Annotated in this window: 11 protein-coding genes; 8 read left to right on the top strand and 3 right to left on the bottom strand. The window is 68.3% G+C overall.

The genetic code is table 11. The features are described 5' to 3' along the window. The first annotated feature begins 13 nt into the window (after nt 1-13). The 3 genes from secD to ASD13_RS08260 all read left to right on the top strand — a co-directional run bounded on the left by secD (nt 14) and on the right by ASD13_RS08260 (nt 5,071). Complete coding sequence (gene secD / locus ASD13_RS08250) at nt 14-1,762, top strand: protein translocase subunit SecD (protein WP_055868061.1); 1,749 nt, start codon at nt 14-16, stop codon at nt 1,760-1,762. Beyond that, nucleotides 1,762-2,751 carry a protein translocase subunit SecF gene (secF, locus tag ASD13_RS08255; RefSeq protein WP_055868063.1) on the top strand — a complete coding sequence of 330 codons (990 nt, stop codon included), beginning with the start codon at nt 1,762-1,764 and terminating at the stop codon, nt 2,749-2,751. The genes secD and secF overlap by 1 nt, the downstream gene beginning before the upstream one ends. A gap of 67 nt (nt 2,752-2,818) precedes the next feature. Beyond that, entirely contained in the window at nt 2,819-5,071 is a 2,253-nt protein-coding gene (locus ASD13_RS08260; protein ID WP_017830540.1) for a RelA/SpoT family protein, read from the top strand. On the opposite strand, the gene ASD13_RS08265 is transcribed toward ASD13_RS08260, so the two are convergent. Both ASD13_RS08265 and ASD13_RS08270 read right to left on the bottom strand, forming a co-directional pair. Next, nucleotides 5,058-5,609 carry a type IV toxin-antitoxin system AbiEi family antitoxin gene (locus tag ASD13_RS08265; protein ID WP_055868066.1) on the bottom strand — a complete coding sequence of 184 codons (552 nt, stop codon included), beginning with the start codon at nt 5,607-5,609 and terminating at the stop codon, nt 5,058-5,060. The genes ASD13_RS08260 and ASD13_RS08265 overlap by 14 nt on opposite strands. Nucleotides 5,610-5,673: 64 nt before the next feature. Further along, complete coding sequence (locus tag ASD13_RS08270) at nt 5,674-7,026, bottom strand: DUF349 domain-containing protein (protein WP_200942467.1); 1,353 nt, start codon at nt 7,024-7,026, stop codon at nt 5,674-5,676. A gap of 214 nt (nt 7,027-7,240) precedes the next feature. Here ASD13_RS08270 and ASD13_RS08275 point away from each other — a divergent pair, with 214 nt between their 5' ends. Further along, nucleotides 7,241-9,124, top strand: a complete 1,884-nt coding sequence (locus ASD13_RS08275) for an FAD-dependent oxidoreductase (protein WP_055868069.1) — start codon at nt 7,241-7,243, stop codon at nt 9,122-9,124. After that, nucleotides 9,121-9,882 (top strand): winged helix-turn-helix domain-containing protein, encoded by a 762-nt coding sequence (locus ASD13_RS08280; RefSeq protein WP_055868071.1) that lies wholly within the window; start codon nt 9,121-9,123, stop codon nt 9,880-9,882. The genes ASD13_RS08275 and ASD13_RS08280 overlap by 4 nt, the downstream gene beginning before the upstream one ends. Nucleotides 9,883-9,924: 42 nt before the next feature. On the opposite strand, the gene ASD13_RS08285 is transcribed toward ASD13_RS08280, so the two are convergent. Then, nucleotides 9,925-10,227, bottom strand: coding sequence for a hypothetical protein (locus ASD13_RS08285; protein WP_235562504.1), 303 nt, complete (start codon nt 10,225-10,227; stop codon nt 9,925-9,927). Between the two features lie 100 nt (nt 10,228-10,327). On the opposite strand from ASD13_RS08285, the gene ASD13_RS08290 reads away from it, so the two are divergent. The 3 genes from ASD13_RS08290 to ASD13_RS08300 all read left to right on the top strand — a co-directional run bounded on the left by ASD13_RS08290 (nt 10,328) and on the right by ASD13_RS08300 (nt 12,807). After that, complete coding sequence (locus ASD13_RS08290) at nt 10,328-11,695, top strand: replication-associated recombination protein A (protein WP_426168843.1); 1,368 nt, start codon at nt 10,328-10,330, stop codon at nt 11,693-11,695. Nucleotides 11,696-11,877: 182 nt separating this feature from the next. After that, a complete protein-coding gene (gene rpsD / locus ASD13_RS08295; protein WP_017830546.1) occupies nt 11,878-12,507 on the top strand; it encodes a 30S ribosomal protein S4 in 630 nt (209 codons plus the stop codon). A gap of 111 nt (nt 12,508-12,618) precedes the next feature. Continuing rightward, nucleotides 12,619-12,807 (top strand): hypothetical protein, encoded by a 189-nt coding sequence (locus ASD13_RS08300; protein WP_017830547.1) that lies wholly within the window; start codon nt 12,619-12,621, stop codon nt 12,805-12,807. Nucleotides 12,808-12,858: the final 51 nt, after the last annotated feature.

Here is a 12,858-nt window from a genome sequence, read left to right on the forward strand (position 1 = left end):
AAGCTGAACACACGTGGCTTCATCCTCTCCCGTCCGTCACGCCTGGCGGGTCCTTCTCGGCCTGCTCCTCGTGACGGGCCTGCTCTTCGGCATCAACGCGCTGGGCGTGTACGTCTTCAAGGACAGCAACGGGGAGGCCGCGAGCTCGTGGTCACCCGAGCTCGCCCTCGACCTCCAGGGCGGCACGCAGATCGTCCTGAGCGCGGAGACCGAGGACGGCGCCGCCCCCTCGACCGAGCAGCTCGATCAGGCCGCGGCGATCATCCGTCAGCGCGTCGACGCCTCGGGTGTCGCCGAGGCCGACATCACCACCGAGGGCGGACAGAACATCGTCGTCCAGATCCCGGGTGAGGCCGACGCGCAGACGCGGGAGCGGATCCAGTCGAGCGCTCAGCTCGAGTTCCGCCCCGTTCTGTACACCACGGCGGCGACCAACGAGTTCGTCGGCGAGGATGGCAACTCCACGCCGTACCCGAGCCCGGACCCGGGGCTCAACTCGACGCCGACGGCCGAGCCGACCGACGCGAGCGACCTCTCCTGGGTCACGGACAAGCTGGCCGCGGAGTTCCAGGCGTACGACTGCGCGAACCCCGACAACAACGCCGCGAAGGCGCCGAAGGACCAGCCGCTCATCGCCTGCTCGGCGGACGGGACGGCGAAGTACATCCTCGGACCTGCCGAGCTCGACGGAACGGCCATCACAGACGCCTCGGCCGGTCGCGATCCGAAGTCGGGTGCGTGGCTCGTCCAGCTCACGATGAACGGCGACGGGGCCGACGCCTTCGGCAAGGTCAGCACCCGTCTGAACCAGAACCGCATCGACGGGCTCACGCCGCGCGATCAGTTCGCTTTCGTGCTCGACGGCAACGTGATCAGCGCGCCGCGCATGAACGGCCAGATCCTCGACGGAAAGCCGAGCATCTCGGGCAGCTTCACGCAGGAGACCGCGACGACTCTCGCGGACCAGCTCAAGTTCGGTGCTCTTCCGCTCAGCTTCACGGTGCAGAGCTCCGACACGATCTCGGCCACGCTGGGTACCCAGCAGCTGCAGATCGGTCTGATCGCCGGACTCATCGGTCTCGCGTTGGTGGCGATCTACTCGCTGATCGTCTATCGCGCGCTCGGGTCGGTGATCATCGCGTCGATCGCGGTGATGGCGATCCTCACCTACATCATCATCTGCATCCTGGCGTGGCGCATCGGCTTCCGCCTGTCGCTCGCCGGTGTCGCCGGTCTGATCGTCTCCATCGGTTTCACGGCCGACTCGTTCATCGTGTACTTCGAGCGAATACGAGACGAACTCCGTGATGGAAAGTCGATCACCTCTGCGGTGGAAGACGGCTGGGGTCGCGCCAAGCGCACGATCTACATCTCGAAGTCCATCAACATCCTCGCGGCGCTCGTGCTCTACATCCTGGCCGACGCCACGGTGAAGGGCTTCGCGTTCACGCTCGGCCTCACGACGCTCATCGACGTGTTCATCTTCGTGATCTTCACGCATCCCGTGATGCAGTTGCTCGCACGCACGCGATTCTTCGGCGGAGGCCACAAGCTCTCCGGTCTCGACCCCGAGGCTCTGGGCGCCGTGTACCGCAGCCGCTCGCAGTATCGCGAGGTGACCACGGTATCCGCAGGGCGGGGCGCGAGGAACGCCCGCTCCCGCGGTGAGGCGGATCGCAGACAGACCATCGCCGAACGCAAGCGCGCCGAGGCCCTCGCGGGTGACAAACCCACCAACGCCGGAAGTGAGGGAGACGCCTGATGCCTTCCATGAATGAGTTCGGCAACAACCTCTACTCGGGGAAGACCTCTTTCCCGTTCGTCGGCAAGCGGCGTCTGTGGTTCATCATCGCGATCGCTCTCGTCGTCGGATCGGCACTCGTGCCCCTCATCCGCCCGATCCAGTTCTCGATCGAGTTCACCGGGGGATCGCAGTTCACCGTTCAGGCGCCGGACAGCGTCGAGCAGGACACCGCGACCACCGCGGTGCAGTCGGTCGTGCCCGGTGCGGCGACGAAGGTCGTCGTGGTCAACGGCACGGACATCCGCGTCCAGACCGACCAGATGAGCGCCGCGGAGACCCAGCAGGTCGGCGAGGCGCTGGCGAAGGCCTACAGCGTCGAGCCCTCTGCCGTCACCTCCTCCTTCATCGGCCCGGCCTGGGGCGAGAACGTCACGAAGCAGTCGCTGTGGGGTCTTGCGATCTTCCTCGCGCTGACCTTCCTGATCCTCGCGATCTACTTCCGCACGTGGAAGATGTCGGCCGCAGCCATCATCGGTCTGCTCGACGTGCTCGTGATCACGGTGGGCGTCTACGCGCTGGCCGGCTTCGAGATCTCGCCTGCGGCGGTGATCGGCTTCCTGACGATCCTCGCGTACTCGCTGTACGACACCACGGTCGTGTTCGACAAGATCCGGGAGAACACCACGGAGGACGGGGAGAAGTCCGCCCGTCTGTTCGGTGAATCGGTGAACCTCGCCGTGAACCAGACGCTGGTGCGCTCCATCAACACCTCGGTCGTCGCAGCGCTGCCGGTCGGCGCCGTGCTCTTCATCGGCGCTTTCTGGCTCGGTGCGGAGTCGCTCACCGACATCTCGCTGTCGATCTTCGTCGGCATCCTGGTGGCGACCTACTCGACGCTCTTCGTGGCTGCTCCGCTCTACTCGCTGTTCCGCGAGAACGAGCCGCAGCTCAAGGCACGCGACGCCCGCATCCGCGACAGCCGCAGCAAGGCGTCGGTCGAGGTCTGACCGGTCAGCTCAGCGGGAGCTCGTCCCGCCCAGCACGCGTAGGATGAACTGATCGGGAGGTGAGTTGATGGCGGAACCACAGACGTCATCGCAGGGTTCGAGTCTGCGACGGCTGGTTCCCCGCATCTTCTCCCGCGCGTCCAGGATCAACGACCTCGACAACCTCATCCGCACAGTGCGCGCGAATCACCCCAAGGGTGACTTCTCGGTCATCGAGAGGGCCTACGCGGTCGCCAAGGAGAAGCACGAGGGTCAGAAGCGCCAGAGCGGCGAGCCGTACATCACGCACCCGCTCGCGGTCGCGCAGATCCTCGCGGAGCTCGGCCTCGGACCGCGGGCGATCGCGGCCGCACTGCTCCACGACACGGTCGAGGACACGGGGTATGCGCTGACCGACCTCACCGCCGAGTTCGGCGACGAGGTCGCGATGCTCGTCGACGGCGTCACCAAACTCGACAAGGTCAAGTACGGCGAGAGCGCTCAGGCCGAGACCGTCCGCAAGATGATCGTCGCGATGTCGAAAGACATCCGGGTGCTGTTGATCAAGCTCGCCGACCGTCTCCACAACGCGCGCACCTGGGGTTTCGTCCCGCCCGAGAAGGCGGCGAAGAAGGCCAAGGAGACGCTGGAGATCTACGCGCCGCTGGCCAATCGCCTCGGTATCCAGGCGATCAAGTCGGAGCTCGAGGATCTCTCCTTCGCGGTGCTGCACCCGAAGATCTACAACGAGATCCACAGCCTCATCGCCCAGCGCACCCCGCAACGCGAGAAGTACCTGACTCAGGTCGTCGAGGAGATCGACGAGGATCTGCGCGATCTCCGCATCCGCGGCAAGGTGGTCGGTCGGCCGAAGCAGCTCTACTCGGTGTACCAGAAGATGGTCATCCGCGGTCGCGAGTTCGATGACATCTACGACCTGATCGGCATCCGGGTGCTGGTCGCCTCGGTGCGCGACTGCTACGCCGTGCTCGGTGCGATCCACGCGCGCTGGACTCCGCTGCCCGGCCGGTTCAAGGACTACATCGCGACGCCCAAGTTCAACCTCTACCAGTCGCTGCACACCACCGTGATCGGCCCCGCCGGCCGCACTGTCGAGATCCAGATCCGCACGCACGAGATGCACCAGCAGGCCGAGTACGGTGTCGCGGCGCACTGGATGTACAAGGAGCGGATGAACGGCGGTGGCAAGACCGAGGTCCGCGCCTCCGACACCGACATGGCGTGGCTCGCGCACATCTCCGACTGGCAGGCGGAGACCGCCGACCCCGGTGAGTTCCTGGAGTCGCTCCGGTTCGAGATCGGGGCGAAAGAGGTCTACGTCTTCACCCCGAAGGGCCGCGTGATCGGACTCCCGTCGGGTGCGACGCCGGTGGACTTCGCGTACGCCGTGCACACCGAGATCGGCCACCGCACGATGGGTGCGAAGGTCAACGGTCGTCTGGTTCCGCTGGAATCCGAGCTCAAGAGCGGCGACGTCGTCGAGGTGTTCACCTCGAAGAACCCCGACGCAGGTCCCAGCCAGGACTGGCTCGGCTTCGTCGCGAGCACCCGCGCCCGCAACAAGATCCGCGGATGGTTCACGAAGGAGCGCCGCGAGGAGGCGATCGAGCAGGGCAAGGAGGCCATCGCCCGCGCGATGCGCCGACAGAACCTGCCGCTGCAGCGTCTGATGAGTCATGATTCGTTCACGGAAGTGGCGCGGGGCATGCACTACGAGGACGTGTCCGCACTCTACGCCGCCGTCGGTGAGGGGCATGTCTCCACACAGTCGGTGCTGGAGAAGGTCACCGCTCTCGTGGCGGCGAGCGACCCCACGACGGGTGCCATCGATCTGCCTGGCAGCGCTCCGAGCCGCGAGCCGCGATCCGGGGACTCCGGTGTGCTCGTTCGTGGAGCCAACGACATCCTGGTGAAGCTGGCCAAGTGCTGCACACCTGTTCCCGGGGATCAGATCGTCGGTTTCGTGACCCGTGGCAGCGGAGTGTCGGTGCATCGTGCCGACTGCGTCAACGTCAAGGCCCTCGGCAGCGAGCAGGACCGGTTCGTCGAGGTGTCCTGGGCGCCGACCACCAAGAGCGTGTTCCGCGTGCAGATCCAGGTCGAGGCCCTCGACCGCTCCGGGCTCCTCTCGGACGTCACGCGCGTTCTGAGCGAGCACCACGTCAACATCCTCTCGGCGACGGTCACGACCACCGATGAGCGCCTGGCATTGAGTCGCTTCGTGTTCGAGATGGGTGACGCCGTTCACCTGGACCGTGTGCTCAACGCGGTGCGCCGGATCGACGCCGTCTACGACGTCTACCGCGTCACCTCTTCTTGAGCGAGAGTCGTTCCAGCACGGCCGATCCGACGCGACTGCCGGGAACACGGCTCATGCCGCGCAACGCGTCTCCCGCAGCCTCGGGCGCTTCGGGGAACACGATGGCGAGACGGTCCATCCACGCGAGCACTCGGGGGTCACGGTGCAGCGTCGTGGCGAGGTCGAGCATCGTCCGCATCGGCGTCGACACCAGCACTCCGCCGATCTGCTGAAGGTCGGACGACGGCACCACGGTGTCGTGGAAGACGAGTCGTGAACTGGTGACGGCTCTGATGCGCCTCTCGACGCAGCGCCTGATGTGATGCACGGCGGGCGGGGCGTCACCGGCGCCGTGGATCCAGGCGGCGGTCGGACCCGAGGCTGCGGTTCCGGGCCGCACCAGGGCGGCGATCGTGCTGGCCCTGACATCGGGTCCCTCGATGAGGTCAGCGGGGACGTAGGCGTCGCCCACCTCGACCACGTGGCCGTCGATCCGCGCGGCGCTCAGCTCTGACTGGCTCAACCGCTCACCGGGGACGTAGAGAAAGGCGGGGTGCATCACGCCAGTCTGGCGCAGTGCACCCCGCCTCTTCCGAGCTCGCGGGTGAGCTGTGGAGAACGGATCAGCTGCCGAGGGCGCTCAGCCAGGCGCGTCGCGCTTCGAGTGCGTCGGATGCGGCCTTGGCGGCCTTCTTGTCGCCCGCCTTCTCCGCCGCGGCGACCTCGGCCTCGAGCTTCTCGATCGCCTCGAGCAGCTGCGAACTCATGTCGTTCGCGCGTGCCTTGGTCTCGGGGTTGTTCTTCTTCCAGTCCACGTCTTCGCGGCCCTTCAGAGCCTGCTCGATCGCGCGGAGCTTGTCGTCGAGTGCACGCTCCTTCTCCCGGGGGAAGATGCGGCCGATCTCGTCCCACTGCCGCTGGATGCGCGTGAGAAGTGCACGGGCCCGCTTGATGTTCGACTCGTCCGCGACGGCCTTCGCTTCTTCGAGGAGGGCCTCGCGAGCCTCGATCTTCGGCGCGGAGTCTGCCTCTTCCGCAGCGGCCTGCTCGGCACGCGCGGCGTAGAGAGCGTCGCCGGCAGCCTTGAAGCGTGCCCAGAGGGCGTCGTCGGCCTTGCGTCCGGCGCGCCCGGATGCCTTCCACTCGTCGAGGAGGTTGCGATACGCGGGGATGCCGTCCGTGCCACGGGGGGCGAGCGCTTCGGCGCGTTCGACCAGACGGGTCTTCGCGTCGCGCGCTGCCTTGTGCGCATCGTCGAGCTCGGAGTAGAACGCACGGCGCTGCTTGTCGACGATCGCACGGGCGTCGCGGAACCGCTTCCAGAGCTGCTGGGAGATTCCCTTCGACAGGCGCGGTCCGTTCTGCTGCTGCGCCTGCCAGGCGTCGAACAGCTCGCCGAGCTCGGCGGTGACCTGCTTCCACTGCACCTTGCTGAGGTCGCGGGCGGCGATCTCCTCGGCGCGCTCGACGAGGATCGTGCGCTCGGCGATCGCCTTGTCGACGAGCTCCTTGGCCTGCTGCGCCTCCTGCTCGGTGGCTTCCGACAACGACGAGGTGAGCGCGTTGAGCCGATCGCGCAGTCCTGCGAGATCGCCGACGGCGGCGGCATCGGTCGCCTCCTCGATCAGGTGCGCAGCCTGCTTGGCCAGGTCGCCGGCAGAAGTTCCGCCTGCCTGGTGGCGCTGCTCGAGCGTGTGCACCTTGAAGGCGATGTCGTCGAACTTGCGGACGAAGTAGGCGAGGGCCTCGTCGGGAGTGCCGTCGGGGTACTGGCCGACGACGCGCCAGGCATCGCCCTCCTTGACCTCGACGGTTCCGTCATCGGACACGCGACCCCATTCGGCTGAGGTCGAGGATGCGGCCGGCACCGATGCGACGGGCGCGACGGCGGCCGGTGTCGGCGCCTTTCGCGGCATCGGCACGGTGGGGGGTCCGGGGACGGGGGGAGTCGGCTTCGTGGGCTCGTTGGCAGACACGTGATTCTCCTTGCGCGGTCGGGCCGCGGGAGGCGGAAAGGACGAGGCTCAGCCTAGTACGCCGGAGCACCGCGGGTGAGGCCCCGACTTCTCGCGTGGCCGTTACCGTTTCGTGACGAGAACGTTCGATCCGGGGAGCACTCCTCGTCATCTGCAGGTAACACGGTCCTCCTATCGTCGCCAGGACGACAGCCTTCCGGTCGACAGGAGCAGCATGAAGGACACCACATCGCCGCCGAGCGACATCCTGGTCGTCGGAGCGGGGATGGCGGCGCACCGCTTCGTCGAGAGTCTGCTCCGCGACCCCGATGCGGCCGTGCGGGTCACCGTGATCGGCGATGAAACCCACGGTCCCTACGACAGGTCCGCCCTGGCTGATGTCCTCTCCGGGCGCGATGCCGCGCAGCTTCGGCTCGATCGCTCCGTTTTCCGCGACGATCGCGTGCGCCTGATCCGTGATGATCGTGTGCTGCACATCGACAGGTCGGCACGCACGGCCCGTACGCGCTCACGGCGCACGTACCCGTACGACGTGCTGGTGTTGGCCACGGGGTCTTTCGCAGCGCGTGCGGCCGTGTCGGGAGCGCGTCTTCCCGGGTGCTTCGTGCTGCGCACGATCGAGGATGCGGAATCGGTGAGGGAGTTCGTCGACGCGCGATCCCGCCGCCTCGGTCGTCCGCTGCGCGGCGTCGTGATCGGCGGGGGACTGCACGGTGTCGAGACCGCCCTCGCGCTCAACGAGGCGGGTGTGGGCACGACGCTCGTGCAGTACGCGGACCGCCTGCTGCCGGCGATGCTGGACGGCGACGGCGCAGGAGTGCTGCAGGAGGGCCTCGAAGCGCGCGGCATCGCGGTGCGGACCCGAACCAGGACGACCCGCCTCGACGCCGACGACTCGGGTGCCGTCACGGCGCTGGAGTTCCAGGACGGCACGTTCCAACGCGCCGATGTCGTGGTCTTCACTGTCGGCGTGCGGCCACGGGACGAACTCGCGCGCAACGCCGGGCTCGACGTGCACCCGCTCGGCGGCGTGATCGTCGACGAGGGTTGCGCCACGTCCGATCCGCGCATCCTCGCGATCGGAGAGGTCGCGAACTTCGACGGGCGCGGCATCGATGCGGCCCCAGCAGCGCGCGCCATGGCGGAAGCGGCGGCGTCGCAGCTGCGCGGGGGAGCGGGACGCTTCTTCGGGCACGTGGACGGCGTGCATCACACCGTCGCCGGAATCGACGTCGTGAGTTTCGGGGAGTCGCAGCCCCACACCGCAGACCGGATCGAGGTCGTCACCGATCGTCGTCGTGGCGCAGGCGTGTACCGCAAGGTCGTTCTCACGGACGACGCGCGCACGCTCCTCGGCGCCGTTCTGGTGGGCGACACGAGTGGTCATGCCTCGCTTCGCCGGCTCGTCGGTGTCGCGTCGCGAGGGCGGCTGGCGGACGAGCTGTGCCGGACGACGCACGACGAAGACGCCGCGGTCTGCATCCACATCGGCATGTCGCAGTGGGCGCTTCTCACGGCGCTCCGAGGGGAGGGGCTGCTCACCTTCAGCGGGGTCGGCGCGCGCTTCGGCCGGGAGCCGGGGTGCGAGCGGTGCACACTGGCCGTGGCTCGCGCCCTCACGTCGCTCGCCGGCGAGCCGATCCCGCAGCGCACGCCTCACCGGCAGGAAGAGAGCGAGCGGCCGGAGGAGCACGTTCGAACCGACACGACTCGTGCCGTGGTCTCGCCGGTGGCAGGAGGAGCCCTCACACCCGAGCAGCTCATCGGCATCGGACGCATCGCGCAGGATCTCGGCCTGCACCCGCGGATCATCCGCTCACGGATCGAGTTGCAGGGAGTGGGTCGGAGCCAGCTCCCCGCGCTCCGGGACCGGCTGAGCGCTGCGGGGCTCGCATGCCGCACACCCCTCCTCGACAGTGGAATGCGGATCTCCGAGGAACCGCCGCCACTGACGGAAGAGGGTGCGTCGACTGCACGGAGGGGATCCGAGGAGCCGCTCCGGGAACGGGGCGCGACCGGGGCGATCGGCTGGGGCGAGCGACAACGGGACGGTGCGCGGCATCGCCGTTCCCCGCTCCGTGCGGACAACCCCGCATGAGGACCGGGCGTTCGGGGGCGCGCCCGGTCCTCGCAGGATGCAGGATCATCGTCTCGGTCGACACGAGGGCCGCGGACGCCTCTCTCGCCGCGAGTCGTGCGGCCGGCATCGACGACCTCGAACGTGCACTCCGCGCGGGGGGAGCGGATGTGACGCGCGTGCCAGGGCGTCGTGAGGCGGCTCCGTCTCCTGCCGTGCTTCGCCGTGCCGTGCATCGCGCGGGCTTCGGCGGTGCCGACGCGGTGCTCTTCACCGCGTCCGCCGCCTCATGGGTCGGAGCGGCGTTGAGCACAGGCACCCTCGACGCGAATCGCCGAAGGGTCGAAGCGGGGCGGTTGCTCCTGATCGCGAAGGACGAGGAGGAGGCGGGTCGGCTTCGGGCCGCCCGCCTGCCCGTGCGATACGTCGCGCCGTCAGCGCCCGGAGGACTGACGAGCTGTGTCCTGTCGCACTATCGAAGCGGAGCACGATCGCTTCTCACCGAGCTCGGGCGTCTCGACGTGCGCAGCGGTGGTGTTGTGCTCGACGGGTGCTTCATCCCCCTGCCCCGTGGAGCCGCCGGAGTGATCGAGGCGCTCTTCCTCGCCCGCGGACGGGTGCTGTCGAGGGCGGAGTTGGCGAAGATGCTCCCCGGCGGCGAACGCAGCGGTCATGCGGTGGAGGCCGCCGTCGCCCGACTGCGTGAGGCGCTGGGCGGGATCGACCTCGTCCAGACCGTCGTCAAGCGGGGCTATCGCCTCGCCGTGATCGAGCCGTGAGCCGGGGAGAACGGCGAGCGCAGCGGCGGAGGGCTCTGCCGATCACTCGGCGGGCGCGTCCGAGGGGACGCGGGCGGGGGTCTCCGTCGGCGCCTCGGTCGGAGCGGTGGACGGCTCGACGGAGGGCGTGGGGGTGGGCTCCGGTTCCGGGGCCGTGACCTGGGCGTGCACGACCTGGCTTCCGATCGCCGCGACCACGATGAGGCTGCCGACGATGGCGGCGATCGTGTTGTCGCGGACACGACGGCGGATCTGCCCCTCGTGCCACTGGGTGCGCGCGGCGTACAGTCGTGCGCGCTCCGCCGACGTGCGCGACTGTGCGTTCTTCGAACCGCGTGCGGCCATGCCCTGGTCTCCCATCCGAACGCCGCTCCACGGCGTCGCCTGAGAGCCTACCGGGAGGGCGGAGGTTCGCCGAAGTGTCGGAGACCGCCGTTAGCCTGGGATGATGACGTCCCCTGCCGCGCTGCTCTCCGGGCAGACGCCCCTCGCCGTGCGCATGCGCCCTGTTTCCCTCGCCGAGGTCGCCGGGCAGCGTCATCTGCTGCGCGCCGGCTCTCCGATCGTCGCCCTCGCCGATCCCGAGGCGACCGCGCCCGGGGCCGTGTCGATCATCCTGTGGGGCCCGCCTGGCACCGGGAAGACGACGCTCGCGCAGGCCATCGCCCGCTCGTCGGGTCGTCGCTTCGTCGAGCTCTCCGCGATCACCGCCGGGGTGAAGGACGTGCGCGAGGTCATGCAGGAGGCCGTGACGCAGCGCGACCTCTACGGGCAGACGACGATCCTCTTCCTCGACGAGATCCATCGCTTCACGAAGGCGCAGCAGGACGCGCTCCTTCCCGGTGTCGAGAACGGCTGGGTGATCCTGATCGCCGCGACCACCGAGAACCCGTCGTTCTCGGTGATCTCGCCGCTGCTCTCGCGTTCGCTGCTGCTGACGCTGCAACCGCTCACCGACGACGACATCGGTCTGCTCGTCGACAGGGCGGTGACCGACGCCCGCGGACTCAACGGAGCAGTCGCCCTCAGCGATGAGGCCCGGTCGGCCCTCGTCCGGCTCGCTTCGGGTGATGCCCGTCGTGCCCTCACGGGGCTGGAGGCGGGCGCCGCGGTTGCGCTGTCCCACGCGACGGCCGCCGAGGCGGATGCCGAAGACGCGTCCGAGAGCCAGGGCGTGCCGGAGGTGTCCGCCGACGACATCTCGCAGGCAGTCGACAAGGCGCTGCTGCGCTATGACCGACAGGGCGACGAGCACTACGACGTCATCAGCGCGTTCATCAAGTCGATCAGGGGGTCCGACCCCGACGCCGCGCTGCACTATCTCGCCCGCATGATCGAGGCGGGCGAGGACCCGCGCTTCATCGCCCGGCGTCTGGTGATCTCCGCGTCCGAAGACGTCGGCCTCGCCGACCCGCAGGCCCTCGCCATCGCGGTCGCCGCTGCCGACGCCGTGGCGTTCATCGGCATGCCGGAAGGGCGCATCCCCCTCGCCGAAGCGACGGTCTACCTGGCGACCACCGCCAAGTCGAATGCGGCCTACGTGGGCATCGACGCGGCCATCGCCGACATCCGTGCCGGCGGTTTCGGCCGGGTGCCGCTGCACCTGCGGGATGCGCACTACCCGGGGGCCAAGCGCCTCGGGCACGGTCGGGGATACGTCTATTCGCACGACAGCGAGTTCGGGATCGTGCCGCAGCAGTATCTGCCGGACGAACTCGACGGGCGGCACTACTACGAGCCGAAGAACCTCGGGGCGGAGCGCGACATCGGTGCCCGTCTCGAGCGCATCCGCCGCATCCTCGGCGACCGCTGACCGCGCCGATCCGGCGGATGAGGGCGATCTGTTAGACTTGAGCGGCTCGAAACCGAGTTTTCGGGCATCTCCTCGTTCACACCCCACCTTGCTGGCGCCCCGGCGTGCGCTCCAAGGCAGAACGCGGACGATACGTCCGTGAGTCGTGAAAGACGCGACCACGTCATCGGAAGGAAAACTTCGTGACCACGAAGTCCCAGGACCGCCGCAAGGTGCGTCTCAGCCGCGCCCTCGGCGTCGCTCTCACCCCGAAGGCCGCCCGCTACCTCGAGAAGCGTCCCTACGCTCCGGGCGAGCACGGCCGCACCAAGCGCAAGGCAGACAGCGACTACGCCGTCCGTCTGCGTGAGAAGCAGCGTCTTCGCGAGCAGTACGGCATCCGCGAGAAGCAGATGCGCAACACCTTCAACGAGGCTCGTCGTCAGGACGGTCTGACCGGTGAGAACCTGGTCGAGCTGCTCGAGATGCGTCTCGACGCTCTCGTCGTGCGTTCGGGCTTCGCCCGCACCACCGCGCAGGCTCGCCAGCTCGTCGTGCACCGTCACATCCTGGTCGACGGACAGCTCGTCGACCGCCCGTCGTTCCGCGTGAAGCCGGGTCAGCTCATCCACGTCAAGGCCAAGAGCGAGGGCACCGAGCCCTTCCAGGTGGCAGCAGCCGGCGGTCACGCCGAGGTTCTGCCCCCCGTTCCGGGCTACCTCGAGGTCGAGCTCGACAAGCTCCAGTCGCGTCTGGTTCGTCGTCCGAAGCGCGCCGAGGTCCCCGTGACCTGTGAAGTGCAGCTCGTCGTCGAGTACTACGCAGCTCGCTGATCCAGCGATAGAGCAATCAGGCAGGAGGCGTCGGGATTCCCGACGCCTCCTGTCGTTTCCGCATACGATGGTGACACCGCGCCTTCGCGGGTCAAGGGCAAGGATGACGTCATGAAGAGCATGCAGTGGTTCCTGATCGGTGTGATCGGCGGCTTCGTCGCCGCGCACTTCATGAACAAGGACCCCCGCGGCCACGACATCCTGGCCGAGGTCGATGCCCGCATCAACGGGTTCACCGCGATCATCGGCGACGCCTACCGCGAGCAGGAGGCACGGCTCACGGAGCCGGGCAAGAACTGAACCATCGCCGCGCTTCGGCGCAGCATCTTCACGCAAGGACACCCGGCACCC

Origin of the sequence: Microbacterium sp. Root1433D1 (assembly GCF_001426835.1) — a bacterium.
Classification (GTDB): domain Bacteria; phylum Actinomycetota; class Actinomycetes; order Actinomycetales; family Microbacteriaceae; genus Microbacterium; species Microbacterium maritypicum.